25 protein-coding genes and 1 pseudogene are annotated in these 26,936 nt (G+C 73.8%); 15 read left to right on the top strand and 11 right to left on the bottom strand.

The features are described from left to right. Nucleotides 1-23 precede the first annotated feature (23 nt). Nucleotides 24-1,634, bottom strand: coding sequence for an apolipoprotein N-acyltransferase (lnt, locus tag ADK64_RS40095; protein WP_053667029.1), 1,611 nt, complete (start codon nucleotides 1,632-1,634; stop codon nucleotides 24-26). 397 nt (nucleotides 1,635-2,031) lie between these two features. Between lnt and ADK64_RS40090 the strand changes: the two genes are divergently transcribed. Next, nucleotides 2,032-3,003 carry an O-antigen ligase family protein gene (locus ADK64_RS40090; protein ID WP_053667202.1) on the top strand — a complete coding sequence of 324 codons (972 nt, stop codon included), beginning with the start codon at nucleotides 2,032-2,034 and terminating at the stop codon, nucleotides 3,001-3,003. A gap of 48 nt (nucleotides 3,004-3,051) precedes the next feature. Here ADK64_RS40090 and ADK64_RS40085 read toward each other — a convergent pair whose 3' ends face one another. After that, entirely contained in the window at nucleotides 3,052-3,597 is a 546-nt protein-coding gene (locus ADK64_RS40085) for a hypothetical protein (protein WP_053667028.1), read from the bottom strand. Between the two features lie 108 nt (nucleotides 3,598-3,705). After that, entirely contained in the window at nucleotides 3,706-4,491 is a 786-nt protein-coding gene (locus ADK64_RS40080) for a glutamate racemase (RefSeq protein ID WP_053667027.1), read from the bottom strand. Between the two features lie 69 nt (nucleotides 4,492-4,560). Between ADK64_RS40080 and ADK64_RS40075 the strand changes: the two genes are divergently transcribed. Then, entirely contained in the window at nucleotides 4,561-5,724 is a 1,164-nt protein-coding gene (locus tag ADK64_RS40075; protein ID WP_053667026.1) for a glycosyltransferase, read from the top strand. Nucleotides 5,725-5,730: 6 nt separating this feature from the next. Here ADK64_RS40075 and ADK64_RS40070 read toward each other — a convergent pair whose 3' ends face one another. Further along, nucleotides 5,731-7,029, bottom strand: coding sequence for a TerD family protein (locus ADK64_RS40070; RefSeq protein WP_107093220.1), 1,299 nt, complete (start codon nucleotides 7,027-7,029; stop codon nucleotides 5,731-5,733). Between the two features lie 291 nt (nucleotides 7,030-7,320). Here ADK64_RS40070 and ADK64_RS40065 point away from each other — a divergent pair, with 291 nt between their 5' ends. The 5 genes from ADK64_RS40065 to ADK64_RS46440 all read left to right on the top strand — a co-directional run bounded on the left by ADK64_RS40065 (nucleotide 7,321) and on the right by ADK64_RS46440 (nucleotide 12,290). Beyond that, on the top strand, nucleotides 7,321-7,758 hold the full coding sequence (locus tag ADK64_RS40065; RefSeq protein WP_053667024.1) for a DUF6643 family protein: 438 nt from the start codon (nucleotides 7,321-7,323) through the stop codon (nucleotides 7,756-7,758). 43 nt (nucleotides 7,759-7,801) lie between these two features. Then, a complete protein-coding gene (locus ADK64_RS40060; RefSeq protein WP_053667023.1) occupies nucleotides 7,802-8,626 on the top strand; it encodes an MOSC domain-containing protein in 825 nt (274 codons plus the stop codon). A gap of 185 nt (nucleotides 8,627-8,811) precedes the next feature. Next, nucleotides 8,812-9,417, top strand: a complete 606-nt coding sequence (locus tag ADK64_RS40055) for a hypothetical protein (protein ID WP_053667022.1) — start codon at nucleotides 8,812-8,814, stop codon at nucleotides 9,415-9,417. Nucleotides 9,418-9,649: 232 nt separating this feature from the next. Continuing rightward, a complete protein-coding gene (locus ADK64_RS40050; RefSeq protein ID WP_053667021.1) occupies nucleotides 9,650-12,088 on the top strand; it encodes a right-handed parallel beta-helix repeat-containing protein in 2,439 nt (812 codons plus the stop codon). A 40-nt stretch (nucleotides 12,089-12,128) separates the two neighbouring features. After that, the gene (locus ADK64_RS46440; protein ID WP_159046461.1) at nucleotides 12,129-12,290 is read left to right on the top strand and encodes a hypothetical protein; all 162 of its coding nucleotides are present in this window, start codon (nucleotides 12,129-12,131) and stop codon (nucleotides 12,288-12,290) included. 13 nt (nucleotides 12,291-12,303) lie between these two features. Here ADK64_RS46440 and ADK64_RS40045 read toward each other — a convergent pair whose 3' ends face one another. Continuing rightward, nucleotides 12,304-14,664, bottom strand: a complete 2,361-nt coding sequence (locus ADK64_RS40045) for a hypothetical protein (RefSeq protein ID WP_053667020.1) — start codon at nucleotides 14,662-14,664, stop codon at nucleotides 12,304-12,306. Nucleotides 14,665-14,957: 293 nt separating this feature from the next. On the opposite strand from ADK64_RS40045, the gene ADK64_RS40040 reads away from it, so the two are divergent. Both ADK64_RS40040 and ADK64_RS40035 read left to right on the top strand, forming a co-directional pair. Continuing rightward, entirely contained in the window at nucleotides 14,958-15,788 is an 831-nt protein-coding gene (locus ADK64_RS40040; protein ID WP_053667019.1) for a DeoR/GlpR family DNA-binding transcription regulator, read from the top strand. A gap of 69 nt (nucleotides 15,789-15,857) precedes the next feature. Then, nucleotides 15,858-16,319 carry an SRPBCC family protein gene (locus tag ADK64_RS40035; protein WP_053667018.1) on the top strand — a complete coding sequence of 154 codons (462 nt, stop codon included), beginning with the start codon at nucleotides 15,858-15,860 and terminating at the stop codon, nucleotides 16,317-16,319. Between the two features lie 13 nt (nucleotides 16,320-16,332). Here the strand turns inward: ADK64_RS40035 and ADK64_RS40030 are convergent, their stop codons facing one another. Further along, nucleotides 16,333-17,457, bottom strand: coding sequence for a PLP-dependent cysteine synthase family protein (locus tag ADK64_RS40030; protein ID WP_053667017.1), 1,125 nt, complete (start codon nucleotides 17,455-17,457; stop codon nucleotides 16,333-16,335). Nucleotides 17,458-17,776: 319 nt separating this feature from the next. On the opposite strand from ADK64_RS40030, the gene ADK64_RS40025 reads away from it, so the two are divergent. Beyond that, nucleotides 17,777-18,100 carry a hypothetical protein gene (locus ADK64_RS40025; RefSeq protein WP_053667016.1) on the top strand — a complete coding sequence of 108 codons (324 nt, stop codon included), beginning with the start codon at nucleotides 17,777-17,779 and terminating at the stop codon, nucleotides 18,098-18,100. 230 nt (nucleotides 18,101-18,330) lie between these two features. Continuing rightward, nucleotides 18,331-18,793: pseudogene (locus ADK64_RS49400) on the top strand (ATP-binding protein); the annotation flags it as partial. A 532-nt stretch (nucleotides 18,794-19,325) separates the two neighbouring features. Here ADK64_RS49400 and ADK64_RS40015 read toward each other — a convergent pair. After that, nucleotides 19,326-19,619 (bottom strand): SHOCT domain-containing protein, encoded by a 294-nt coding sequence (locus tag ADK64_RS40015; RefSeq protein ID WP_053667200.1) that lies wholly within the window; start codon nucleotides 19,617-19,619, stop codon nucleotides 19,326-19,328. A gap of 174 nt (nucleotides 19,620-19,793) precedes the next feature. On the opposite strand from ADK64_RS40015, the gene ADK64_RS40010 reads away from it, so the two are divergent. From ADK64_RS40010 to ADK64_RS40000, 3 genes are read left to right on the top strand one after another with little or no spacing between them, the layout of a single operon-like run. Then, a complete protein-coding gene (locus ADK64_RS40010) occupies nucleotides 19,794-20,384 on the top strand; it encodes a TetR/AcrR family transcriptional regulator (protein WP_053667014.1) in 591 nt (196 codons plus the stop codon). A gap of 26 nt (nucleotides 20,385-20,410) precedes the next feature. After that, nucleotides 20,411-20,989: a DUF4865 family protein gene (locus ADK64_RS40005; RefSeq protein ID WP_053667013.1), complete on the top strand. Its 579-nt coding sequence runs from the start codon at nucleotides 20,411-20,413 to the stop codon at nucleotides 20,987-20,989. Further along, nucleotides 20,986-21,894 carry a phosphotriesterase family protein gene (locus ADK64_RS40000; protein WP_053667198.1) on the top strand — a complete coding sequence of 303 codons (909 nt, stop codon included), beginning with the start codon at nucleotides 20,986-20,988 and terminating at the stop codon, nucleotides 21,892-21,894. Before ADK64_RS40005 ends, ADK64_RS40000 begins: the two co-directional genes overlap by 4 nt. A gap of 158 nt (nucleotides 21,895-22,052) precedes the next feature. Here ADK64_RS40000 and ADK64_RS39995 read toward each other — a convergent pair whose 3' ends face one another. The 3 genes from ADK64_RS39995 to ADK64_RS39985 are packed head-to-tail and all read right to left on the bottom strand — an operon-like array spanning nucleotide 22,053 to nucleotide 24,806. Next, a complete protein-coding gene (locus ADK64_RS39995) occupies nucleotides 22,053-22,802 on the bottom strand; it encodes an NUDIX domain-containing protein (RefSeq protein ID WP_234384909.1) in 750 nt (249 codons plus the stop codon). Continuing rightward, the gene (locus ADK64_RS39990; RefSeq protein ID WP_053667012.1) at nucleotides 22,799-24,037 is read right to left on the bottom strand and encodes an ROK family protein; all 1,239 of its coding nucleotides are present in this window, start codon (nucleotides 24,035-24,037) and stop codon (nucleotides 22,799-22,801) included. The genes ADK64_RS39995 and ADK64_RS39990 overlap by 4 nt, the downstream gene beginning before the upstream one ends. Before the next feature lie 46 nt (nucleotides 24,038-24,083). Further along, entirely contained in the window at nucleotides 24,084-24,806 is a 723-nt protein-coding gene (locus ADK64_RS39985; RefSeq protein WP_053667194.1) for an alpha-ketoglutarate-dependent dioxygenase AlkB family protein, read from the bottom strand. A 79-nt stretch (nucleotides 24,807-24,885) separates the two neighbouring features. Between ADK64_RS39985 and ADK64_RS39980 the strand changes: the two genes are divergently transcribed. Beyond that, the gene (locus tag ADK64_RS39980) at nucleotides 24,886-26,019 is read left to right on the top strand and encodes a methyltransferase (RefSeq protein WP_053667011.1); all 1,134 of its coding nucleotides are present in this window, start codon (nucleotides 24,886-24,888) and stop codon (nucleotides 26,017-26,019) included. 33 nt (nucleotides 26,020-26,052) lie between these two features. Here ADK64_RS39980 and ADK64_RS39975 read toward each other — a convergent pair whose 3' ends face one another. Then, complete coding sequence (locus ADK64_RS39975) at nucleotides 26,053-26,913, bottom strand: class II fructose-bisphosphate aldolase (protein WP_053667010.1); 861 nt, start codon at nucleotides 26,911-26,913, stop codon at nucleotides 26,053-26,055. Nucleotides 26,914-26,936 lie beyond the last annotated feature (23 nt).

The following is a 26,936-nucleotide window of genomic DNA, read 5'->3' as shown; positions in this document are numbered from 1 at the left end:
GCGGTCATACGGTGGTCGTACGGCTAGGCGCCACTGGCGCGCCGGCCGCGCAGCCCGGACCCGATCGCCCAGCCGATGCCGCCCGCGGCGACCAGGATCAGGGCGATCTCCGGGAGGGTGCCCAGCTCGGTCGCGGGGGTCCTGGACGTGCGCAGCGGCACCTTCTGGACGAGGTAGGCGGGCACGAACATGCCGGTCTTCCGGGTGATCCTGCCGTCCGGCATGATGATCGCGCTGACCCCGCTGGTCACCGGCACGGTGACGGTGCGGCTGTGCTCGACGGCGCGGATCCGGGACATGGCGAGTTGCTGGTAGGTCATCTCGCTGCGGTCGAAGGTGGCGTTGTTGCTCGGCACGGAGATCATCTCGGCGCCGTGGGTGACCGTGTCCCGTACAGCCCAGTCGAAGGCGGCCTCGTAGCAGGTGGCGAGGCCCACCTTGGCGCCGTCCATGTCGAACACACCGGGCTTGCTCCCCCGGCTGAAGTCCTGGCGGACCATGCCGGTCCAGTTCTTGTTGATCGCGCCGACGAGCCCGCGCAGCGGGAGGTACTCACCGAACGGCTGGATCTGCCGCTTGTCGTAGGTCTGCGTCGGCCCCTTGTCCGGATCCCACAGGATCTGCTCGTTGAGCAGCTTCCCGTCGCGCTCCACGACTCCGCCGACCGAGATGGGCACGCCGACCGCCTTGGCGGCGCCCTCGATGACGGCGGCCGCGTCAGGGTTGGCGAAGGGGTCGACGTCGGAGGAGTTCTCCGGCCACAGCACGAAGTCGGGCTTGGCGACCTTGCCCGCCTTGATGTCGGCGGCGAGCTTGAGCGTCTCGCGCGCGTGGTAGTCGAGCACGGCCCGTCGCTGGGCGCTGAACTCCAGCCCGGAGCGCGGCACGTTGCCCTGGATGACCGCGACGGTCCGGGTGCCGTCCTCGGCCTTGTCGCTCACGAGCGGGCGGGCGGCTGCCGCGCCCGCCACCGGGACGGCCACGCTCAGCAGTGCGGCGGCCGCGGCACCCCGCCGTACGGCCCGGTTGCCGCGCCGTTCGGCGATCAGCCGCCCGGCCTCGTACAGGCCGAAGCCACACAGGACGACCGCGAAGCCCAGCACGGGAGTGCCGCCCACCGCGGCGAGCGGCAGGAAGACGCCGTCCGCCTGGCCGAACGCGATCTTGCCCCAGGGGAAGCCCCGGAACGGCACGCGCGCGCGTACCGCCTCGCCCGCGATCCAGATCGCGGCCGCCCACAGCGGCCAGACCGGCAGCCGGGAGACGGCGGCGATGCCCACGCCGACCAGGGCGATGAAGACCGCCTCGATCGCGACCAGGGCCAGCCAGGGACCGGGGCCGACCTCCACGCCGGTCCACACCAGCAGCGGCAGCAGGAAGCCCAGACCGAAGAGATAGCCGAGGCCGAGGGCCGCCTTCCAGCTCCGGCCGCGCAGCACCCAGCCGAAGCCGGCGAAGGCGGGCAGCGCCAGCCACCACAGGGTGCGGGGCGGGAAGCTGACGTAGAGCAGCACTCCGCAGAGCGCGGAGGCGACGGCCGGGACCAGGCGCAGCAGCCGGGCACCGCGCACGCCGGAGGCGGGGGGCGGCTGGAGTTGGTCCGGCTGGTCCACGGAAGTTGCGGTGACGGTCACCCGGGTGAGTGTACGGCGGCCGATCCGGTGCCGACAGCGCGGTACGAAGGGCCGGCCCCGGCACGGTCGCCGCTGCTCACCGCCGCGCGACGGTCCCCGAGAAGGCCGCCCGGCGACTCCCCCGCGTCAGCACTGACGGCACGGGATGGACACGCCGCACCGCCACCGTCCGCGCCCTCCCCATCACGACGATCCGCCGCATCTCGTGCCCAAACCGGTCATCAGCCGCTACGGTGTGCCCAGCCTCGGCAGTGCGGCCGGACTCGGCGCCGTGCCCTGCCGTGGCCTGGCATGGGCGTTCGGGGACGAGGGGCGGCGGGTGGGCTCGACCGAGATGAGGCCTGCGGCCGGTGCGGACGCGGCCGACCTCAGAGGAAACGTTTCTGACGGCACGGGCATGATCCTGCTGGGAGCGTGTGCCGGATGGGCGCTGCTCACCGCCGCGGCCCATGACGGACGGCCCGAGGGCATGCTGCTCGCGGTGCTCGCCGTGACCGCCGGTCATGCCGTCGGCCGGGTCTCCGGTGCCCTGCTGCCGGTGGCCGCGCCCTGCGCCGGCGCGGTGGCCGCCCTGGTACTGGCCGTGGCCCTGCCCGGCCTCTCCTCCGGCCCCTGGTACGCCGCCCCGCTCGGCCACACCGGTGGCACGGCCGCGCTGCTGACCCTGGCCACGGGATGCGCGTGCTGCGCCGCCCGGGCCGCGCCCGTACCCGCGCCGCGCCTGGGCCTGTGGGCGCTGGCCGCCGGGATCGTGCTGACCGGGGCCGTCCTCGGCTCGGTCGCCGGTTGCGCGGCGAGCGCCGCCGTACTGCTGTGTTCGCTGGCCGCGGGCTCGGTGGCCCGCAGGGGCCTGGCCCTGCTGGGGCTGGCCGTGGCGGCGGCCCTGGTCGCGGGGACCACGTGGGCGCTCGCCGCGGGTGTCCTGCCGGACGGGCTCGCGGGCGTGCTCGAGGGCCGGCTCACCGTGCACCGGGTGGGGCTGTGGCAGGACGCCCTGCGGATGGCGGGCCGGAACCGGGGCCTCGGCGTCGGCCCGGACCGGTTCGGCGAGCTGAGCCCGACGGCGTCACAGATCACGCCCTCCGACGGCAAGCCGCACTCGGCCCCGCTTCAGCTGGCGGCGGAGCAGGGCGTCGTCGGGGTGGTGCTGCTCGCCGCCCCGTTCTGCTGGGTGCTGCACGCGCTGTGGCGTACGCCCCGCTCGACGCCGGTCGCCCTCAGCGCGGGCGCCGCCCTGACGGCGCTGGCCGCGCTGGCCTCGGTGGGCAACGCGCTCAGCTTCACACCGGTGACGGCGGGCGCCGGGCTGCTGGCGGGCTGGGCGACGGCACGGCCCTGGGCGCGCGACGGCGCGGAAACCCAGCTCTGAAGGCGCGGAAGCCCCGCTCTGAACACGGGCACGCGCGCGTACGCCACCTCAGGCGACCGGACCCGGTGTGATGGTCCGCAGCCGGGCCCGGATGACCCGCACCGCCGATTCCGCGTCGTCCACAGTGATCGTGAAGGTGTGGCCGTCCCACAGGCGCAGCACGATGCCCTCACCCCGGCGTACGACGACCGCGGTGCCCTTCTCTGGCCGCCACCGGTAGCCCCAGCCGCCCCACTGCCGGGGGTTGACCAGGGCGGCGAAGTCGGCGCCCGCCACATGGGAGAGCGGGATACGGCGGCGTGGCAGCCCTATGTGGCCACAGCGCACCTCCAGGGACTCCTCGTCGAGGCGGAGGTCGACGTGCACGAAGGCGAGCGTGCCGAACAGGACCAGCAGACCGGCCGCGATGCAGCCCACGACGGACATCACCAGCGGGGCGATGCCGGAGGTCCAGGCCGAGTCCACGGCCAGCTCGATGCCGAGCGCCATACAGGCCGCGCCGACCAGCGCCAACAGCCACTGGACCCGGTTGGTGGCGCGTCCGGTCCAGACATCGGGGTGTGAGGTGTCGTCGGCGTGGGGGTCGTCCCTCATGTCTATGAGGTTACTCAGGTTTCGCTGCGCGGGGAGGGCGTGGCGGAGCGTGACTGGCCCGAGTGGGGCACGACGGATCCGTGCGCAGGCCCGCCGTCGCCGCGACGGTCAGCGGACGGTGCTGACGGTCCGCAGGAAGCGGCCCTCCGCATAGGACAGGGCGGTGTCCGGGAGTATGGCCTCGCGGCCGCTGAGCAGCACCGTGAGGGCGGAGTCGACGGCGGCGGCCGGAGCCGGGTCCGCGCCGATCCGGCGCAGGGCCTGGGCGGCCACCGCCCCGGCGGTACCGTGCAGGACGAGCGGCGACCGGCCCGGACGCTGGACGGCCGCCCGGATCCGCTCGCCCACCAGCTCGTAGTTGGTGCAGCCGAGGACGACGGTGGTCACGTCCTCGGGGGTGCGGGCGGCGGCCGAGGCGATCGCGGCCTCGATCGCGGCCTCGTCGGCGTGGTGCACGGCGTCCGCGAGGCCGGGGCACGCCACCTCGGTGACGGCGACGCCGGCGGCGAACTGCTCGATCAGACCGCGCTGATAGGCGCTCCCGGTGGTGGCCGGGGTGGCCCAGATGGCGACGTGGCCGCCGCCCGCGGCGGCCGGCTTGATCGCCGGGACGGTCCCGATGATCGGCAGTTCCGGTTCGAAGCGGGCCCGCATCGCCGGCAGGGAGTGCACGGAGGCGGTGTTGCAGGCGACGATCAGGACGTCCGGCTGGTGGGCGGCTGCGGCCTCGGCCACGGCGATGGCCCGCTCTGTGATGTCCTCGGGGGTGCGCGGCCCCCAGGGCATCCCGTCCGGGTCCCACGAGAGCACGAGATCCGCGTCGGGCCGCAGCCGGCGTACCGCGGCGGCGGCCGGGAGCAGGCCGATTCCGGAGTCCATGAGCGCGATCTTCACCCGGCCACGATAGACGATGGGCCCTTACGGACTTCTCCGGTGGGGCAGACTGCGACCGTGAGCGCCCTGATGTGGATCACCGTCGTCTCGCTGGCCGCCTGGTGCTGGCTGCTGCTGTGCCAGGGCTTCTTCTGGCGCACGGACATCCGGCTGCCGTCAGGCGGGGAACCGGACGCGTGGCCGTCGGTGTGTGTCGTCGTACCGGCCCGGGACGAGGCCGCCGTGCTGTCCGCGAGCCTGCCGTCGCTGCTGGCGCAGGACTATCCGGGCCGGGCGGAGGTCTTCCTGGTGGACGACGGGAGCACGGACGGCACCGGTGAGCTGGCCCGTGAGCTGTCCCGGCGGTACGGCGGGCTGCCGCTGACGGTGGGCTCGCCCGGGGAGCCGCCGGCGGGCTGGACGGGCAAGCTGTGGGCGGTGCGGCACGGTATCGGCCTGGCACGCGCGCGTGATCCCGAGTATCTGCTGCTGACGGACGCGGACATCGCGCACGCCCCGGACAGCCTGCGCGAGCTGGTGGCCGCCGCCCGGGCCGGGGGCTTCGACGTCGTGTCGCAGATGGCGCGGCTGCGGGTGGAGAGCCTGTGGGAGCGGCTGGTGGTGCCGGCGTTCGTGTACTTCTTCGCGCAGTTGTATCCCTTCCGGCGGATCGGCCGCAGGGGGTCGCGTACGGCCGCGGCGGCGGGCGGCTGTGTCCTGCTGCGCGCGGACATGGCCGCGCGGGCCCGCATCCCGGACGCCATCCGGCACGCCGTGATCGACGACGTGGCTCTCGCGCGCGCGGTCAAGGGCGCCGGGGGGCACGTGTGGCTGGGGCTGGCCGAGCGGGTGGACAGCGTGCGGCCTTATCCGCGGCTGCACGACCTGTGGCGGATGGTCTCGCGCAGCGCCTACGCGCAGTTGCGGCACAACCCGCTGCTGCTGCTCGGTACGGTCGCCGGGCTCGCCCTGGTGTACCTGGTGCCGCCCGCGGCACTGGTCGTGGGAGCGGCCGGCGGGAGTGCGGCGACGGCCGTGCTCGGCGCTCTGGCGTGGGCGGTGATGGCGGGCACATATGTGCCGATGGTGCGCTACTACGGCCAGCCGCTGTGGCTCGCTGTACTGCTGCCGCTCACCGCGTTCCTGTACCTCCTGATGACGGTCGACTCGGCCGTACAGCACTACCGGGGGCGCGGGGCCGCTTGGAAGGGCCGTACGTACGCGCGTCCCGGTGCCGTGCCCGACGAGGGCTGAACCCGGTCACTTGCGGCCGGGTGTCCAGTTCATGCCCCAGCCGTAGGCACGGTCCACGGTCCGCTGCGGGCTCACTCCGCGCTCGGGCACCAGGTAGCGCGCCTCGCGCCGTACGAGGAGATCGCCGCCCGTGTTCGTGAGCAGGGCCAGCGCGCACACCGTGGAGGCGACGGTGCACTCGTCGAGCGAGAAGTCGATCGGTGCGCCGTGTTGCGGCTGGAGGGTGACGGTGGCGTGCAGGTCGGCGAAGGACCGGGCGCCTTCGTAGATCGTGACGAAGACGAGGATGCGCCGGAAGTCCAGTGTGTGGTCGAGGTTGACGGTGAGGTTCTCCCCGGCGGCCAGGGCTCCGGTGCGGTCGTCGCCGTCGAGATGGATGTACGGCGGCCGGTGCAGCGACCCGAAGGCGTTGCCGAGGGCCTGGACGACTCCTTTGCGGCCGTCGGCGAGTTCGTACAGGGCGCACAGGTCGAGGTCGAGTTCGCCGCCCCCGCCGCCCCAGCGGCCGCTCCAGCCCGGAAGCTGTTTACGCACCTGCCAGTTGAGGTTCACACGCATGGCACCGGAGGTTCCGCCCTGCTTGGCGAGCGAGACGGAGGGGGCGGCCTTGGTGAGGGTGACCTTGGACAGACGGACCGGCTGGGCCGCGGGGGCCTGTACGGCGGCGGGGGGTGCCGTGGGCGGGGGCGGCATGGTCGCGGGCGGGGGCGGTACCGGGGGCGTCGCGGGCACCGGCGGCATGCTCGCCGGGGCCGGGGCCGCGGCGGCGGGCGGTGCGGTGTGCTGGGGTTCGTCCACGGTGATCCCGAAGTCCGTTGCCAGGCCTTCGAGTCCGCTGCTGTAGCCCTGGGCGACGGCGCGGAACTTCCAGCCGCCCTGACGGCGGTAGAACTCGCCGAGCACGAAGGCCGTCTCCGCGGTCGCGCCGGGGCTGTCGAAGCGGACGACGACGGACCCGGTCGCGGTGTCGGTCACCTCGATGTAGAGGCCGGGGACCTGGCCGAACGTTCCGCCATCGGCGGAGGCGGCGAGGACGATCCGTTCGATCGCGCCCTCCACGCGCGCGAGGTCGACGGAAAGGGTGTCGGTGATCTGTCCGCCGGCCGTCCGCTTGCCCTCGTGGTGCACCGCGCCGGAGGCGTGGGCGGGCTGGTTGTAGAAGACGAAGTCCCCGTCGGAGCGGACCTTTCCGGTGGCGAGCAGCAGCGCCGAGGCGTCCGCGTCGGGCACACCGGGTCCGGAACGCCAGCCCAATTCGACGCGCAGAGCCGCGGTCGGCACCGGCGCGTTCGCCCCTTTCGACATTGACATGTCCGCCCCAATCCGTGTCGGCTTCCGGGCACCCCGGCGGTCCGGTCATCCCTACCCGCACAACCTATTCCCGGGCGCGGCGAACTCCCCTGATCCGCACCGGAAGATCATCGGCCAACCGCCGGTAACCCCGCAGGAACTCGGCCTTTACAGGATCCAAACGTCGACCGTCGTCCCTTTTTGCCAACTTCGCTCGGATTGGGGATCCCGGGTCACTGCCGACACGGAAAAGAACCCTCTTATCGGTCTCCCCAACGAGCACATCGTGGGCTTAACTTATGTGCCATGACCTCCCCCCGCTCCACTTATGGTGGCGGCTACTACTCCGCCTCCTTCCCGGACACCCCGATCTACGACTCTCTCGTCGCCGAGCGGGGCACCCCGCAGATCGCCCCGATCCGGGTTCCCGCCGCCTACGACACGGGCGGCAACCTGCCGGCTCTGCCGTCGGCACTGCCCGCCCTCCCGGCGGCCCCCTCCCCGCAGTTCCCCTCCTACGGCTACCCGCAGACGCCACAGCCCGCACCGCTGCAGCAGGCGCCCACGGCCTACATCCCGCAGCAGGCGAGCGCCCCGCGGGGTTACCCCGGCCCGCAGGCCCCGCAGCCGCAGCGCCCGATGGGGACGGGCACGGGGTACGAGGCCATGCGCCCCGCCGCACCGCGGCCCGCGCCGGCTCCCTACCAGGACCCGTACAACAACCAGCAGTACCGCGGCTACTGATCGACGCCCCCTCGCTGTCGGTGCCACCTGGCACGATGGCGTCATGGGAGATGCCGAGGTGCAGTCGATCCACGTCCACCCGGTCAAGGCGTTCCGGGGCTTCGCGCCCCGGGAAGCCGTGGTGGAGCCCTGGGGGCTGGCTGGGGACCGGCGCTGGACACTGATCGACGACGGGGGAAAGGTCGTCACACAGCGCGAGCAGCCGCGCCTCGCGCTGGCCGCCGCCGAGCTTCTGCCCGGCGGCGGAATCCGGCTGTCCGCGCCCGGCCGGACGCCGTTGACGGTGCGGGTGCCCGAGCCGGCCGAGACCGTGCCGACGAGTGTGTTCGGCACGAAGGTGGAGGCGGTCCCGGCCACAGCGGCAGCGCACGCCTGGTGCAGCGCCTTTCTGCAGGCGGACGTCCGGCTGGTCCACATGGACGATCCGGCCACCCGGCGCCCGGTCGATCCCGCGTACGCACTGCCCGGCGAGACGGTCGGCTTCGCCGACGGCTACCCCCTGCTGATCGCCGCGGCGGCCTCCCTCGACGCGTTGAACCGCCTGATAGCCGAGGGCACTCACGCCCACGAGGGCCCACTGCCGATGAACCGCTTCCGGCCCAACGTCGTCGTCTCGGGCACCGCGGCCTGGGCCGAGGACCACTGGTCGCGTGTCTCCGTCGGCGAAGTGGTCTTCCGTGTCGCGAAGGCGAGCGGACGGTGCGTCGTCACCACCGTCGACCAGGACACCGCAGCACGCGGCCGCGAGCCCCTGTTCACCCTGGCGCGGCACCGCAAGGTCGGCACGCGGCTGATCTTCGGCCAGAACCTGGTGCCCCTGACGCCCGGCACCATCCGGATCGGGGACCCGGTCCGGGTGCTGGAGTGACGCGCGACAACGACCGGAAGGTCGGGAACCGAGGGCGGGTCCCAGTCGTTGGGACAGCATGAGAATTGCGTGAGGGGCCGCGTGCGTGACCGTCCGCGGCGGACGTGATGTCGCTCTCTCTTGCTCCGGGCGCTCGGACGCAGGCCCGCGCCGGGGGTCGAGACGGAGCGGAAGGGGGTGGGGACATGCGGGCCATCGGCGGTCTGTGGCGCTGGCGCCGCAATCCGCTGCGCCGTGCCACCGATCTGGCCGAGGCGTGGGTGGCGCTCGTGGCCCTGGTGCTGATCAGCGTGGCCGCGCCCGTCTCCGGCTGCCTGGTCGGCGCCGTCGCCCAGGACGCGCTGCAGCGCTCCGTGCGCGAGCAACGGCACACACACCACCTCGTCACGGCCACGGTGGTGCGTGACCTGGGCGATGCCCCGCTGGAGACCGACCCCGACACCAGCACGATGCGCGAGTCCCGCCACCGCGTGCTCGCGGACTGGACCGCGCCGGACGGCACCCGGCAGCACGGCCCGACCCTGGCACGCCTCAAGTCCCCGCACGCGGGCGACCACTTCGCACTCTGGACGGACCCCCGCGGCCGAATAACCACCCGCCCACTGGATTCCCCCACCGCGACGACGCATGCGGTGCTGGCCGGGTTCGGCGCGGCCCTGCTGGTCACCGGCCTGATCGAGGGCGGCCGGCGGCTGGTCGTGTGGCACATGGTCCGCCGCCGGTACGCCCGCTGGGACCAGGCCTGGGACCGGGCGGGTCCGGACTGGGGCAAGGCGGGCACCGGCAGCTGACGGCCTGACGGCTCTGGTCAACCCACCGCGCACGCACACGCTACGGTGGACCGGCCGGAACGCTTTCGGCGACAACCCGCGGATCCGCGCATCGCACAGGCGCGCAGGTTTTCGGGAGCGCGGACGCGCACGGGCCCCCCGGGACCGGGCACGGTCGCGGTCCCGGCACCAGTGGCGAAGTCCCGTCCGGGAGCGAGCCATCAGTACGACGAGGTGGGGGCACAGCAACGCCATGGCACAGGGCACGGTCCAGGTGACGCACACCGGTACGTCGCGGTGGCGGCGCCGCACAGGTGAGTACGCTTCGCTCGCCGCCGCCCTGGAGGCCGCCGCCGACGGCGACGTCCTCACCATCGCCCCGGGAACCTACCGGGAGAACCTCGTCGTCCAGCGGGCGGTGACGCTCCGTGGCCCGGACGGCTCCCCCGGCTCGGTCCGGATCGCGCCGGTGGACGGGGTGCCGCTGACCGTGCGGTCTTCGGCCGTGGTGCAGGACCTGCATGTGGAGGGCCAGGACGCGGCAGCACCGGCACTGCTGGTCGAGGAGGGCACTCCCGAGCTGATGGACCTGCGGATCGTCACCCGGTCCGCCGCCGGCATCGAGGTGCGCGGAGGCGCCCGCCCGACCGTGCGCCGGTGCACGGTGGACAACCCGGCGGGCATCGGCATCGCCGTGCTCGACGGCGCCAGCGGGGTGTTCGAGGAGTGCGAGGTCGTCGCGGCCGGGCAGGCGGGCGTGGCCGTGCGGGGCGGGGGCCATCCGCGCCTGGAGCGCTGCCGCGTGCATCACGCCTCCGGCACCGGGCTGACCGCGACCGGGGAGAACTCCGCGCTGGAGGCGGTCGGTTGTGAGGTCTACGAGGTCCGCGGCTCCGGAGTCCAGGTCACCCAGCGCGCCACCGCCCATCTGACCGACTGCGATGTGCACCGCACCACCGCCGACGGCGTCACGCTGGACACGGACGCGGTGCTCACGCTCGCCGACTGCCGTATCCACGACATCCCCGAGAACGCGGTCGACCTGCGCTCCCGCTCGGTGCTGACGCTGACCCGCACGACGGTCCGTCAGTTCGGGCGCAACGGCCTGTCGGTGTGGGACCCGGGCACCCGCGTGGACGCCCACCAGTGCGAGATCTTCGACAGCACCGGCGACTATCCGGCGGTGTGGGTGAGCGACGGCGCCACCGCCGTGCTCGACTCCTGCCGGGTGCACGACGTGCCGGACGCACTGTTCGTGCTGGACCGCGGTTCGCGCGCGGACGTCGTGGACAGCGATCTGTCCCAGGTGCGCAACACGGCGGTGTCGGTGAGCGACGGGGCGACCGCCCAGCTCGACGACTGCCGGATCCGGGAGGCGGCGACCGGCGCGTGGTTCCGCGACCACGGCAGCGGCGGCACGCTGAACAACTGCACCCTGGACGGCACCCAGACCGGTGTGATCGTCACCAAGGGCGCCGACCCGACCATCGAGCGCTGCACGGTCGACTCCCCCTCCGAGGCCGGCTTCTACGTCTCCGCGGGCGGCCGCGGCAGCTTCCTGAACTGCCGGGTCAGCGGCAGCGGCGGCTACGGCTTCCATGTGATCGACGGCTGCCGGGCGACCCTGCGCAAGTGCCGTACGGAGCGCTGCGCGCGCGGCGGTTACGAGTTCGCGGACGCCGGGCCGGACAGCGGATCGGGGACGGGCCCGGTCGTGGAGGACTGCACCAGCGACGAGAGCGGGGGCCTCAGGCCGCCGGCGATCCGCGAGACCGCCGTGCAGACGGTGACGCACTCCCCCGGCCTGCTCGGCTCGATCCCCGGGCAGCGCACCACGGAGCAGGAGCCGCTGGTCACCGCCGTGGAGCCGCAGCAGCCGGCGCGGACGTCGAAGGACGTGCTCGGTGAACTCGACGCGCTGGTGGGCCTGGAGAGCGTCAAGCGCGAGGTGCGGGCGCTGACCGACATGATCGAGGTGGGCCGGCGCCGGCAGCAGGCGGGTCTGAAGGCGGCCTCGGTCAAACGGCATCTGGTCTTCACCGGCTCTCCGGGCACCGGCAAGACGACGGTCGCCCGGCTCTACGGCGAGATCCTCGCCTCGCTCGGAGTGCTGGAGCAGGGACACCTGGTGGAGGTGTCCCGGGTCGACCTGGTCGGCGAGCACATCGGTTCCACGGCGATCCGCACCCAGGAGGCCTTCCAACGGGCGCACGGCGGTGTGCTGTTCATCGACGAGGCGTACGCGCTGTCGCCGGAGGACGGCGGACGGGACTTCGGCAAGGAGGCCATCGACACGCTGGTGAAGCTGATGGAGGACCACCGCGACGCGGTGGTGGTGATCGTCGCCGGCTACACGGCGGAGATGGAGCGCTTCCTGTCCGTCAACCCCGGCGTCGCCTCTCGCTTCTCGCGCACCATCACCTTCGGCGACTACGGCCCCGAAGAGCTGTTGCGGATCGTGGAGCAGCAGGCCGACGAGCACGAGTACCGGCTGGCGGCGGGCGCGTCCGAGGCGCTGCTGAAGTACTTCACGGCCATCCCCAAGGGCCCGGCGTTCGGCAACGGCCGCACCGCCCGGCAGACGTTCGAGGCGATGGTGGAGCGGCACGCGAGCCGGGTCGCCCAGCTCGCGGACCCGAACACCGACGATCTGACCCTGCTCTACGCGGACGACCTGCCGCAGCTGCCCTGAGCAGCGGGCCGGAGCCGCACAAGCTGCTGGAGGAACGGGAATGAGGTCGCCGGTGACGCTCGCCCGGCTCTCCGCGGACGACCCGGACGGGCCGCACGCGCTCCTGACGGCCCACGGCGCAGAGACCGTCAACGGCCCGAACGTGGTGCCCACCGGCCACAACGCGGCAGTACGGCACTCGGGCGGGATCGTCGTCGAGTAGTACAGCACTCGGTCTAACCGGCCCTGCCCCGGGAGTCTCCCGGCTCCGGGCGCTGCTCCGGCAGCTCCGGGCGCAACCGGCTCAGCAGGCGGGCGCGTTCCCGGGCGAAGACCGGGTCCGCCTGGTAGTCGGAGTGGCCGAGGATGGGCGCCGGGAGGGGATGTTCGGGCGTGCGGCCGTAGGCGAGGGGGTCCCGCAGGGGGGCGTGGTCGACGTCGGGGGTGGTGTCGTCGGAGACGCGGACGGGGCCGCCGATGGGGTCGGTGCGGCGGTAGAGGTTGCGCCAGCAGGCCACGTCGTGGTGCAGGGCGGCGAGCGCGGGCGGTCCGAAGTGGGCCGGGAACCAGCGGCCGTAGAGACGTTCCAGTGGGGAGCCGTAGGTCAGCAGGGCGATCCGTTTGCGTGCCGACGGGGTCAGCTGCCAGGCGGCGGCCGCGGCCAGGACGCTGCCCTGGGAGTGGCCGGAGAGGACCAGGCGGCCGCCGGTGCGCTGTGTCCAGGTCGCCATCCGCCAGGTCAGGTCCGGTACGGCACGCTCGGCGTAGCAGGGCGGCGCGAAGGGGTGGGCGGCGCGCGGCCAGAAGGTGCCGACGTCCCAGAGGATGCCGATGGTGCGCCGCGCCGAGGCGTCCTTGTAGGCGCGCCGGCCCCAGGTCACGAACAGCAGGAAGCCGAATCCGACCAGCCAGGAGCCCAGTGCCTGGGAGGTCTCGGCGGCGGCCTCGAGGGCGTCGTAGGTGCGGCGGGCCGCTCCGTCGGGCGTCTTGCCGGTGGCCATGGCTCCGGCGAGAGCCAGGGCGCCGAGCACGAGGGTGGTGGCGGTGAGCACCGCGACGGCGAGAGGCGCCCGGTCGGTGAGGGTGGCCATGGCCCGGACGTGGGCGATGGTGCGGGTGCGGTCCTGGTCCTCTGGTTCGCCGGGGTGCTCGTGGCGGACGCGGGCGCGTTCGGTGCGGGCGATTCGCGCGGCGGCGAACCCGAGCCGGGCGGCGAGGAGCAGCAGGACCGCGAGGACCGGCGGGATCGTGGACGCCTGCCAGGTCAGCAGCACGGGCGGCCCGGCGGGCAGGGCGCCGGTGCCGTCCAGCCAGCCGCCGACGCGCTGCGCCACCCCGCCGGACATCACCCCGCCCAGCGCACAGGCGAGCAGCGCGACGGCCGGTCCGCCGAGGCCCCGCATCCCGGCCCGTCGGTCGGGGGCGCGGCGGTGCAGGTCCCGGGCCACGACGGCGAGGGCGACGACGAGCAGCCCCTGGGCCAGCATCAGGGCGCCGAAGGCCGGGTCGCCCGGCAGCCGCCCGGTGGAGTGCCAGCCGGGCCGGGACCAGCCGGCGTAGAGCGCGGTGAGCAGCAGCAGGCCGAGCGCGCCGAGCGGGAGCCGGCGTACGAGGTGCCGGTCGAGCCGCTGGTCGAGGCGGTTCTCGCTGCGCCCCCGGCGGCAGACCACGCCCACCGCCGCTGCCGCCCAGGCCAGCAGGGCCGCGAGCAGCAGCCAGCTCAGGGCGTTCAGGGCCGCAGGGCCGCCCGGCCGGTGGTCGAAGCGGGCCGCCGGGGTCGCGACGGCGGCGGCCACGGTCAGCAGGCCCGCGGCGGTGTGCGCCGCGCGCAGCCGGGCCACGAGCCGGCGTCCGTACCAGAAGCCGGGCGTGGCGAGCGCGCTGCCGTCGGTCTTCGGCTCGGGTTCGCGGGACATCGGCCGGTGCGACTCGTACGCGCTCCAGGTGCGGTGCGAGAGGTACCAGAGCAGGGCGGTCAGCGCGGCCGGTACGAGCGCGGCGAGCGCGAGCCGGCGGCCGGGCAGGCTCCACCAGCCGCCGTTCGCCCCGGAGGCGGAGGCGGTCGAGAAGGTCAGCCAGGAGTGGCGACGGGCGCAGTCGTGGACGCCGGCGCACTGCCAGGCCACCAGATCCAGGGCCACCTCGCAGGCGGCGGCCACCAGCAGCAGCGTCAGGGTGAGGGCGGTCAGCCGGACGAGGAGGCCGTAGAGGCGGACGGCGCGCGGCCGGCCCGCCGTGGCGGGGCGCATCCAGTGGGCGAGGTTGACCACCATGAACGGCAGCAGTAACAGCCACAGGGCGCGGCTGCTGTCGCCGGAGGTCAGATTGCACCAGACGTACGCCTCCCGCACCGGCTCGGCTCGCGGTCCCTCGCCTGGCTCGGTGTCCACCGCGCGCCGGAACACGGCGGCCGTGTCGTCACCGGTGACCCGGACCGTGCGGGGGTCGCCGAGCATCTTCTCGGGCGTCGTGCCGCCGACGCCGTGCACGAGGAGCTCCAGCTCGGGCTCCGGCGGGGCGCTCGTGTCCGCCCGGTCGGTGGTCGGCTCCGTGAGTCCGTCCGGCTGCCCGGCGGAGCGGTCCCGCGCCCGTTCCACTGTCCTCGCACCCCCGTGACGCGCCTGAAGGCCTGTGTCGCTGCGCGGTTCAGGATCTCCACTCCAGCCGGGCCGTGCACGGTTCGTCACGGAATCTCCTCGATCCGTGTGACATCGGGCGTGCTCGCCGCGCCCCGAGTGGCATGTGCGCGTTGTGACAGGTGGGTGGCGCAACCGGTACCGACCCGTGAAAAGATGGGACGCCCGCGCACCTCCGGTCGTACGGAGTCTCCTGGTCGGAGCCGGTGCGCCGGGCGGGTCGGACGGTTGGCGGCGAAAGGACCGGAGCGTACGTGAGTGAGAATCAGAACCTCCTCGCGGAGCAGCGCCGCGCCCTGATCCTGGACGAGGTCCGGCGCCGGGGCGGGGTGCGGGTCAACGAGCTGACCCGCAAGCTCGGCGTGTCGGACATGACCGTGCGCCGCGACCTGGACTCGCTCGCCCGCCAGGGCATGCTGGAGAAGGTGCACGGCGGCGCGGTGCCGGTGGTCGAGGCCAGCACCCACGAGCCCGGCTTCGAAGCCAAGTCGGGTCTGGAGCTGACTGCCAAGGAGGACATCGCGCGGGCCGCCGCCCGGCTGGTCACCCCGGGCACGGCGATCGCCCTGTCCGGCGGAACGACGACGTACGCGCTCGCGCAGCACCTGCTGGAGGTGCCCGACCTGACCGTGGTGACGAACTCGGTGCGGGTCGCGGACGTCTTCCACACGGCGCAGCGCACCTCGGGTCAGCGACAGGGCGCGGCCACGGTGGTGCTGACCGGCGGGGTGCGCACGCCGTCGGACTCGCTGGTGGGGCCGGTCGCGGACCAGGCGATCGCCGCCCTCCACTTCGACCTGCTCTTCCTGGGTGTGCACGGCATATCGGTCGAGGCGGGACTGTCGACGCCGAACCTGGCGGAGGCCGAGACCAACCGGCGGCTGGTGCACTCCGCGCGCCGGGTCGTGGTGGTCGCCGACCACACCAAGTGGGGCACGGTGGGTCTCAGTTCGTTCGCGGCGCTGGAGCAGGTGGACACGCTCGTCACGGACGCGGGGCTGCCGGCCGAGGCGCGCGCGGAGGTCTCGGAGCATCTGGCGCGGCTGATCGTGGCGGGCGAACCCGAAGCGGACGACGACATCTGACGGTGCGTCAACTAGGCTGCCCGTCAACGCCCCGCTTCCGGAGGGGACTTCACGAGGGGGTTGGCCGTCATGCCGCAGCGTCTGCGCCCGGTCGGGCCGGATTTCGTCGACAGCGCGCCGGTACGGTTCGTGTTCACCCGGGACATGGCCGCCGCACCGGAGACGGTCTTCCGGGCCCTCGCCGAGGACGTGCCCGGCTGGCCGCAGTGGTTCTCGTCGGTGGCCGCCGCCCGGCCGACCGAAGGCGGGCGTGAGGTACGGCTGCGGGGCGGGATCCACTTCCAGGAGACGGTGCTGGTGGCGAAGGCACCCGAGGTGTACGCCTACCGGGTCGACGCGACGAACGCACCGGGCGCCCGTGCCTGGATCGAGGAGTGGCGGCTGACTCCGGCCGGTGCGGGAACCCGGGTGCGGATGACCTTCGCCCTCGACGGCACGGCCCCCTTCCGCCTGGTGTGCGGGCTCATCCGGCCGGGCGTCGGCCAGGCCGTCCGCAAGGCGGTCGCGGCGCTGGACCGGCACCTGGGCTGACCCGCCCGCGGGCTCAGTGCGGCCACACACCCGTCGTCAGCAGGGTCTCGATCGCCGTCGTGTACGGCGTGATGTCCAACCCCTGCCCGGCGAGCCAGGCGTCGGAGTAGTACTTGTCGAGATAGCGGTCGCCCGGATCGCACAGCAGGGTGACGACGCTGCCGGTGCGGCCCTCGGCCACCATCTCGGAGACGATCTTCAGCGCGCTCCACAGCCCGGTGCCCGTGGAGCCGCCCGCCTTGCGGCCGATGGCCCGCTCCAGGGCGCGTACGGCGGCGACGCTGGCCGCGTCCGGGACCTTCATCATCCGGTCGATCGCGCCGGGCACGAAGCTCGGCTCCATGCGCGGACGGCCGATGCCCTCGATCCGGGAGCCGCAGTCGCAGGTGACGTCCGGATCGCCGGTGGTCCAGCCCTCGAAGAAGCAGGAGTTGTCCGGGTCGGCCACGCAGACGCGGGTGTCGTACTGCATGTAGTGGACGTAGCGGGCCAGCGTCGCGGAGGTGCCGCCGGTGCCCGCCGTGGCGACGATCCACGCCGGTTCCGGGAACCGCTCCAACTCCAGCTGGCGGAAGATGGATTCGGCGATGTTGTTGTTGCCGCGCCAGTCCGTGGCCCGCTCGGCGTAGGTGAACTGGTCCATGTAGTGGCCGCCGGTCTCCACCGCGAGCCGGGCGGACTCCTCGTACATCTTCCGGGAGTCGTCCACGAAGTGACATCGGCCGCCGTGGAACTCGATGAGGCGGCACTTCTCGGCGCTCGTCGTGCGCGGCATGACCGCGATGAAGGGCACGCCGATCAGCTTGGCGAAGTAGGCCTCGGAGACGGCGGTCGAGCCGCTGGACGCCTCGATCACCGGGCGGTCGGGGCGGATCCAGCCATTGCAGAGGCCGTAGAGGAACAGGGAACGGGCGAGGCGGTGTTTGAGACTGCCGGTGGGGTGGGTCGACTCGTCCTTCAGATAGAGGTCGATGCCCCACTGCTCGGGCAGCGGGAAGCGGAGCAGGTGCGTGTCCGCCGATCGGTTGGCGTCGGCCTGGACCTTGCGCACGGCTTCTTTCAGCCAGTCGCGGTAGGCGGTGTCGCTGCGGTCGACGTCGAGGGTGGCGCCGGTCCGGGTCTGGTGGGTGGTGCTCACGGCGGTGCTCCTTACGCTGGGCGCCGACGGCGCCTCACGCGGCCGGCAAGTCGAGCATAGGCATCTTTCGCACCGCTTCCCACCTGCATAAACGCATCTTTGAGCCACCCAAAGCCGGCCTGGGGCACGGGCGTGCGAGACCTCGACGGGACATCCGGGGGCGCATTGGCGGGACTGCTCCGGGCTCCCGTCGCACGCGCCCCGCGTGTACTGGTGCTCTCGGCCGCCTCGGGGCACACTGCACGCGACGGGACCGATCGTCCCGAACCGGGGGCGCACACTGGATCGCGGAAGCACACGCGCGAGGGGGCGGCGAGAGATGGCGGAGCCCGAGTTCACGGCCAAGGGCGTGCGGATCGGCAAGCGGCTGCGTTCACTCACCCGGGCCGGACAGGTCCGGATCAACGACGGCAGGCTGGAGTTGCTCAACAGCTACGGCAGCGAGATCGACAGCGCGCCGGTGCAGGCGGTACGGGCGTCCAAGCCCTGGTTCGCACCGGACGACCGGGCGCTGGCCGACCTCAACGGCAAGCGGTACCTGCTGACGCTGGGTGAGCACGATCCCGCTCCGGGGCAGCCGGGGCCGCCCGCGGCACGGCGGTTCATCGAGGCGGTGCGCAGGGCCGCCGGACGCGGCGGCTGAGGACACGCCGGTCACATCCTCCGAACAGCGGCCCCTCGCGGCGAGTTGCGGGAGCACATCCGCGCTGTCACGCTGTTCTCACGTCACTCTGGGTTTACCGGCGATAACGCTGCGAACCAGCCCGCCGGCCAAGACAGCAGGCGGACGTTTGGACGCAAGCACCCTGCTGGATCCGTTGTTCTCCGTGTTCTTCCGGTCCGTCCGGACCTCTACATCGGGGAGTCGCAGCCGTGACCAGTCATCCGAGCAGGCACTGCACGGTGGAGCTGCAAGCCTTGCCGTCGCGGATCGGTCAGGTCCGCAGAATCGTATCTGCGCAGTTGCGCTACTGGCATATGGACCCGTTGATAGACGGTGCCGCGCTCGGTGTGACGGAGTTGCTGAGCAACGTCCACCGGCACGCCAGGCCCGACAAGTCGTGCACGGTCGAGCTGGAGCTGCTGCCGGACCGGCTCACGGTCTCGGTGCGCGACAACGACCCGCGGCTGCCGGTGCCGGCCGACACCGCGGACGCGCCGGACGCCGGCCTGCTGGCCACCTGTGGGCGGGGGCTTGCGATGGTGGCCGCCGTGAGCGAGAGCTGGGGCGCCCGGCCGGACGGCGAGAACGGCAAGGTCGTGTGGTTCACGCTGCCCGCTCCGGCCGTGGCCCGGATCCAGCAGGCGGGCGCGCCGCGCCGTACGGTACGGGCGGCACGGCCGGCGCCGACGGAACCGGTGCCGGCCGCCGTGCCCGTGAGCGTCGCGGCGCCCGTGCCGACCGGGGTGCCGGTGACCGCCGGGGCGGCCGCGGTCGCCCCATCTCCCGTGCCGGTCGGGGCAGCCATGGCCGCCGGGGCTCCCGTGATCACCGCAGCCGCCGTCGGCGCCGCTGCCGCCGCTCCCGCTCCGGCGCACGCTTCCGCCGTGTCCGGGGCGCAGGCTCCCGCCCGGTCGGCCGTTCCCGGCTGACCGGGCGGTGACCTCTCCGGTACGACGGCGGCGCCGGCCGTCGGTGCGCAACCCTGCGCCGACGGCCCGCAGGATGTCCGGACGGGTGGCACGGTGAAGGCGAACGCGGTGTCGCCCGTGCTCTCGGAGGCCTTCACCAGCACCCGGCCGAGGAGTCCGAGGGGCGCGTGATCGCCGTGCGACGTCCGGCGGGCGCCAGTACGGCGGTGGCGCCACCGCCGCAGCCCTTCACCGCGCCCACCGCGCTCGCGGCGGCCCGCGGTGCGGTCGCACGGTCATAGGGCTCCGCCCTTGCCCGTGCGGCCGAACTGCTCCTCCAGGACGGACAGACGGCGCCAGTACTCGTCCTCGTCGATCTCGCCGGAGGCGAAGCGGCGGCCGAGGACGGCGAGCGGCGAGTCACCGGCCGGGCGGCCGGCGTCGAGCGGGCGCCAGGGGCCGCCGCGGCCGCGCCATCCGGTGCGCCGCAGCAGCGTGACGGCACCGAACACGACGGCCGCCCAGATCAGCGGGAAGAACAGGATCCACGGGCCGGGACCGTTCCCGTTCCAGTTCGCCAAGGTCTCCATCTCGGTCATCTCCCTTGTGTGCTTCGGTCCTCTGCGGTCTTCGGGATGTGTCGAGGTTCCCTCCGACAGGGGGTCCGGGTCGTCGTGCGGCCGGCGGCCGTGTGTGTACCTCCCGGGGAGTACGGCGAGGCCGGCGAACTGCTCCGCGCGGACTGGCGGGCTGTAACTAGTAGTATGTACAGTGACGGCATGAGCACCCCGGAACGACTGGTCGAGTCCACCCGCGAGCTGCTGTGGGAGCGCGGGTACGTGGGCACGAGCCCCAAGGCGATCCTGGAGCGCGCGGGCGCGGGCCAGGGCAGCATGTACCACCACTTCAAGGGCAAGCCGGACCTCGCCCTGACCGCGATCAAGCGGACCGCCGAGGAACTGCGCGCCACGGCCGAGCGCGTCCTGGGCGGGCCGGGCACGCCGTACGAGCGCATCGAGGCGTATCTGCTGCGCGAGCGCGACGTACTGCGCGGCTGCCCGATCGGCCGGCTGACGATGGACCCGGACGTGATCGCCAGCGACGCACTGCGCGCGCCGGTGGACGAGACGATCGCCTGGATCCGGCGGCGGATCGCGGAGATCGTCGAAGAGGGCCAGCGGCAGGGGCAGTTCGCGCCCGACCTGGACGGCGAGGAGATCGGCGCGGCCGTCCTCGCGACCGTCCAGGGCGGCTACGTCCTCGCCCGCGCCTCGGGCTCCCCCGCCGCGTTCGACACGGGCGTGCGCGGCCTGCTCTCCCTTCTGGCACGCCGAACTGCCGTGCAGGAGCGGTGACCGGCTCACCTGAAAGGGATTTCGCCATGCACGCCATGCAGTACGAGCTGACCCTCCCCGCCGACTACGACACGGAGACCATCCGCACCCGGGTCGCCCGCATCGGGCATCTGCTCGACGACTGGGACGGCCTCGGCTTCAAGACCTACCTGTTGCGCGAACGCGGACGGTACGGCTCCCCGGTGAACCAGTACGCGCCGTTCTATCTGTGGAACACCGTCGAAGGCATGAACCGCTTCCTGTGGGGCGGCGCCTTCCAGGGCCTAGTGAACGACTTCGGCAGGCCCGAGGTACGGCAGTGGGCCGGGCTCGGCTACGCCGAAGGTAGGGGTACGCGGCCCACGTTCGCCGTGCGGCGCCGGCAACCGGTCCCGCAGGGGATCGAGTTGGCCGGGCTGATGGAGGACGCCGCCGCCGAGGCCGGGCGGCTTGCCGACGAGGACGGGGCGGTGCTCGCGGCGGCGGCCGTGGATCCGCACCGCTGGGAGCTGGTGCACTTCTCGCTCTGGGAGCACGACACGCCCAAGGCCGACGGGGACGTCTTCCAGGTGCTGCGCCTGTCCGCGCCCGGCCGGGACCGGCTCCCGCGAGGCCGGCAGTGGTGAGCCGCGTCCGCACGGTCCTCGGCGACCTCCCGCCCGAGGAGCTGGGCGTGTGCGACGCGCATGACCATCTCTTCCTGAGCAGCCCGCAGTTGGCCGGCCAGGAGCTGGACGACACCGGGGCGGCCCGGGCCGAGCTCGCCGCGTTCCGGGCGGCGGGCGGAGCGGCCGTCGTGCAGTGGACCCCGCACGGCATGGGCCGGCGGGCGGCAGACCTGCCGGAGCTGTCCCGGACCACCGGTGTGCGGCTGGTGTGCGCCACCGGCCTGCACCAAGCCGCCCACTACGCACCGGAGTTGCTCGACCGGCTGCGCGGCCGGCTGGCCGGGCTGTTCGTCTCCGAGCTGACCGACGGCATCGGGACGAGCGGGGTGCGGGCCGGTCTGATCAAGGTGGCGGGCGGCTTCCACGCGCTCGACGCGCACGCGCGTTGGACGATGACGGCGGCGGCCGAGGCGCACCACGCCACCGGTGCGCCCATCGCCGTGCACCTGGAGCTGGGCACCGGCGCCCTGGACGTACTGGACCTGCTGTGCGGCGAGTTGGGCGTACCCGGTGACCGGGTGATCCTGGGCCATCTGAACCGTTTCCCCGACCCGGTGGTGCAGCGGGAGGCCGCCGGGTCGGGCTGCTGGCTGGCCTTCGACGGGCCGTCCCGGGCCCATCACGCCACCGACTGGCGGTTGCCGCAGGCCGTACGGGACCTGGCGGACGCCGGCTTCGGCGACCGGCTGCTGCTCGGCGGCGACACGGTGGTCGCCGGCGCCCGCTCGGTCGACGGCGGGCCGGGGATGCCGTACCTGCTGCGCCGGGTACGACCGCGGCTGGAGGCGGCGCTGGGCGCGGAGCTGGTGCGCCGGGTCCTTACGGAGCATCCGGGGCGGGCGTTCGCGGTCGACTGGAAGTGAGCGGGCAGCGCCCTCGTCCGGTCCGGACCGGACGGCCACGAGGGCCTGTTGGCGCCGGTCGCCCTCGGCTGCGGCACGGGCCCGGTGCCCCGGCTGGTGCCGGAGAGCAGCGCGGATCCGCGGCGTCCCCCGGCGGCGGCGCTGTGGAGCCCGACGGCTCAGACATCGGCGTAACGTCCGACGACCGGCCGCAGACAGTCGGCGTGCGGCCCTTCGAGCCGGTCCAGATCGGCAGGTGAGGCGATCAGCTCGATCCGGTCGAACTCGGGATCGCTGCCGCGGGCGGTCTCGGTCCGCACCAGCTCCGCGTACCGGTCGTACACCTCCTGCGCGGGGCGCGGCGGGGCGGTGAAATGGATGCCGACGTCGCCCCGCCCGCCCCGGGTGGCCAGCCACGGCGTCAGGGCGGCCGGCACAGTGTCGCAGCCGATCTCCTCGGCCAGTTCGCGGGCCGCGTGCGCGCGCAGTGCCGCGAAGTCCAACTCGCCCTCCGCTTCCGGGGGTTCGACGCCTCCGCCGGGCGGCTGCCAGCGGCCCGGAGCCGCGGTCGAGGGCGCCATCCGGCCCACCACCATGCGACCGTCCTCGGCCGGCTGCACCACGGACACGAACAGCGAGGCGCACACGGGAGCGCCGGGCACCCGGCGCAGGGCATGGCGGCGGTAGGTGGTCCGGGCCCAGGACAGCACCAGGCCGTCGGCCCCGTCCCGCTCCACTCCGGTCAGGGCGGCCACCGGTCCGTCGAACAGGGCCGGGTTGGCCCGTACCGCCTCCTCCCACACGCGGTCCATCGCGGCGCGGTGCCGCCGCGACAGCTCCGGCAGCGCCGTCTCGACCAGGCGGATGCGCCCGGCGGGCAGGATCTCCGCCACCGGAGCGGGGCGGATCTCCTCGTCCGCCCCGGTCACCGCAGCGCCCCCAGCGGATCGTCCAGGACCGGCTGCCAGGCCAGTTCGGCCGCACCGACGAGGCTGTTGTGGTCCAGCGTGCAGGGCAGGATCGGCACGCCGCCGCTCTGGCCCCACAGGCTGCGGTCGGCGACGACCGCGCGCAGCCGGCCGGGGTCGGCGTCCAGGAGGGTGCGGTGCAGGCCGCCGAGGATGATGCGGTCGGGGTTGAGGATGTTGACCAGCCCGGCGAGGCCGAGGCCCAGGCGGTCGATGAGCGCCTCGGCGGCCCTACGGACGGCCGGGTCGGCGTAGTGGGTACGCAGCAGGTCGTTGGCCTGCTGGAGCAGGGACATCTCGGGGCCCGGTTCGCGGCCCGCCTCGACGAGCAGCGCCAGCGGGTCCGCCTCGACGTCGAGGCAGCCGCGGCTGCCGCAGTGGCAGGGGCGGCCCTCCGGGTTGACGGTGAGATGGCCGACTTCCAGGGCGAGGCCCGAACTGCCGGTGTGCAGGCGACCGTCGAGGACCAGGGCGCCACCCACACCCCGGTGCCCGGTGGCCACGCACAGCAGGTCCCGGGCGCCCCGGCCGGCGCCGTGCCGGTGTTCGGCGAGCGCGGCGAGGTTGACGTCGTTGGCGGCGAACGCGGGGCCGGTGAGCCCGGCGGCGCGTACGCACTCCGCGAAGATCTGCCGGACCGGTGCACCGACGGGCCAGGCGAGATGGAGGGGGTTGAGGGCGAGGCCCTCGGGTTCGGCGACGGCGGACGGTACGGCCAGCCCGGCACCGACGCAGCGCCGGCCGGTCGTGCGCAGCAGCTCGGCACCCGCCTCGACGACGGAGCCGAGCACCTTTGCCGGGTCGGCGTCGACGGTCTCGCAGCCGGGCGCGGTCGCCACGATCCGCCCGCCGAGGCCGACCAGCGCGGCCCGGAAACCGTCGGCGTGCACCTGGGCCGCCAGCGCCACCGGCCCGTCCTCGGCGACCTCCAGCCGGTGCGAGGGACGCCCCTGGGAACCGGCCGCCGCGCCCGGACGGGCGTCCACCCGGATCAGCCCGAGCGCCTCCAGCTCGGCGGCCACCGCCCCCGCCGTCGCCCGGGTGACCCCGAGTTCGGCGGTGAGCACGGCCCGGGTCGGCGCACGGCCGGTGTGCACGAGCTCCAGCGCGGGTCCGAGCGCGCCGCGCCCCCGGTCCAGCCGCGCCCTCGGGGTCGTCCTCTCCCCCGTCGTCCGGGGGTCCGCCTCGCCGCTCATGAGAGCGAGTCTCCCATGATCCGCAATCGTGGTCCCCGGCCGCCCGCTACAGCCCGCTCGCCCGCAGGGTGATGTTCAGCCGGCCGGCGAGGCCCAGCCAGGGCGGTGCCGTACCGGGCCGCACGCGCGGCACCCCGTGGTGGGCGAGCCGGGAGGGCCCGCCGAAGACGAACAGATCGCCGCTGCGCAGCTCCACGTCGGTGTACGGCCTGGTGCGCGTCTCGGCGTTGCCGAAGCGGAACACACAGCTGTCGCCGAGGCTCAGCGAGACCACCGGTGCGTCCGCGCGCTCGTCGCCGTCGCGGTGCATGCCCATGCGGGCGTCGCCGCCGTAGAAGTTGATCAGCGCGATGTCGTACGGCACCGCCGGGACCGCCGCCGGACCGAGTGCGTCGGCCACCGCCCGGCGGGCCAGCTCGCCGAGCCAGGCCGGGAACGGTTTCACCGGGGCGCCGTCGCCGTCGAGGACCGTGCGGGCGTAGGCGTACGGGTACCAGTGCCGGCCGGGGCACTCGGGGTTGTCCCGTACGGCACGCCCGCAGGCCGGGCAGCTGCGGACGACACCCCAGTGCCAGCCCAGGCAGACCTGCCGGGCGGTCATCGTGCCGCCGCCCGGGGTGCGGACCGTGCGCAGTCCGGCCGGGGGCCGCGCCCAGTCCCGGCAGGCGGCGAGCAGCTCGCGCTGCCGCTCGGGGGCCAGCCAGTCCGGGGCGTGCACGGCGCCCCGTGCGACCTCCGCGCGCTCCCTGGGAAACAGCTCCGCGTCCACGCGCTCCATCTTGCCGCAGGCCCGCCGCACCAGCTCTGATCTGCGGCTCCGCTAGCCTGGACGCACGATGAGCGACCGTATGACGACACCGTGGGGCGAGGTCGGGCTGACCCGCTTCCCCGAGGATCCCCGCGACCGGCTGCGTGCCTGGGACGCCTCCGACGCGTACCTGCTGCGCCACCTCGCCGAGGAGGGGGTGCCGCTCACCGGCACGGTCGTGGTGGTCGGGGACCGCTGGGGGGCGCTGGCCACGGCGCTCGCCGAGCACCACCCGACGCAGATCACCGACTCCTTCCTGAGCCAGGAGGCGACCCGGGTGAACCTGGCCCGGGCCGGCGTCGGGCCCGGTGCCGTCCAGCTGCTGACCACCCAGGACCCGCCGCCGGGGCACGTGGACGTGCTGCTGGTGCGGGTGCCGAAGAGCCTGGCGCTGCTGGAGGACCAGCTGCTGCGGCTGGCGCCCGCCGTGCACGCGGGCACGGTCGTGATCGGCACCGGCATGGTGAAGGAGATCCACACCTCCACGCTCCGGCTGTTCGAGCGGATCCTCGGGCCGACCCGCACCTCGCTCGCGCGGCAGAAGGCCCGGCTGATCTTCTGCACCCCCGACCCGGCGCTGGAGCGGCCCGCGAACCCGTGGCCGTACAGCTACACCCTCCCCGACGGCATCGGGGCGGCCTCCGGGCGTACGGTCGTCAATCACGCGGGCGTCTTCTGCGCCGACCGGCTCGACATCGGCACGCGTTTCCTCCTGCGGCATCTGCCCGGCCCGGGCGCCGGCCGCGTCGTGGACCTCGGCTGCGGCAACGGTGTCGTCGGTACGGCGGTGGCGCTGGCGGATCCGGCGGCCGAGGTGCTGTTCGTGGACGAGTCGTTCCAGGCGGTCGCCTCGGCGGAGGCGACGTACAAGGCCAACGGGGTGCCCGGGCACGCGGAGTTCCGGGTCGGGGACGGGCTGGCCGGGGTGGCACCCGGCAGCGTGGACCTCGTGCTGAACAACCCCCCGTTCCACTCCCACCAGGCGACCTCCGACGCGACGGCGTGGCGGATGTTCAGCGGGGCCGGGCGGGCGCTGCGGCCGGGCGGCGAGCTGTGGGTGATCGGCAACCGTCACCTGGGCTATCACGTGACGCTGAAGCGGCTGTTCGGGAACAGCGAACTGGTGGCATCCGACCCGAAGTTCGTGGTGTTGCGGGCGGTCAAGAAGGACTGACGGACTGACGGACCGACGGAAGGGATCGCCGGGTCAGCCCGGGGTGTGGCCCAGGACCCCGATGATGCGGCACACCTCCTCGGTCATCGCCTCCCTCCCCACGCTCAGGTACTTCCGCGAGTCGACGGCCTCGGGGTGGGCGGCGAGGAACTCCCGGATCGCCCCGGTCATGGCCACATTGAGCGCCGTACCGACGTTGACCTTGGCGATGCCACCCGCGACCGCCTCGACCAGGCCGCCGTCCGGCACCCCTGAGGAGCCGTGCAGGACGAGCGGGACGGCGAGGGCTGCCGACAGCCGTGTGAGCAGGCCGTGGTCGAGGCCCGCGGTGCGCGTGGTCATCGCGTGCACACTGCCGACGGCGACGGCGAGCGCGTCGACGCCGGTACGGGCCACGAAGTCGCGGGCCTGGTCGGGGTCGGTGCGCGCGCCGGGCGCGTGGGCGTCCAGCGGAGGCCTGCCGTCCTTGCCGCCGACCTGCCCCAACTCGGCCTCGATCCACAGCCCTTGGGCGTGCGCCCAGTCGGCGGCGGCCAGGGTGGCGGAGAGGTTGTCGGTGTAGCGCAGGCGGGCCGCGTCGTACATCACCGAGCTGAACCCGGCGCCCGGTGCCTGGCGCAGCAGATCGTCGCTCTGTACGTGGTCCAGGTGCAACGCGACGGGTACGGCGGCCCGTTCGGCGGCGGCGACGGCCGCGCGGGCCAGGGGCAGCAGCCGTCCGTAGCGGAACTTGACGGCGTTCTCGCTGACTTGGAGGACGACCGGTGTGCCGGCCGACTCGGCACCGGCGATGACGGCCTCGATGTGTTCCAGGGTGATGACGTTGAACGCGGCGACGGCGGAGCGCGCTTCGACGGCGCGGGCGACCAGCTCGCCGGTGGACGCGAGGGGCACTTTTGGTGTCCTTCCGGGACGCG

Source organism: Streptomyces sp. MMG1121, assembly GCF_001280015.1.
Taxonomy (GTDB): Bacteria; Actinomycetota; Actinomycetes; order Streptomycetales; family Streptomycetaceae; genus Streptomyces.
This window is presented reverse-complemented; position numbering and strand designations above follow the sequence as displayed.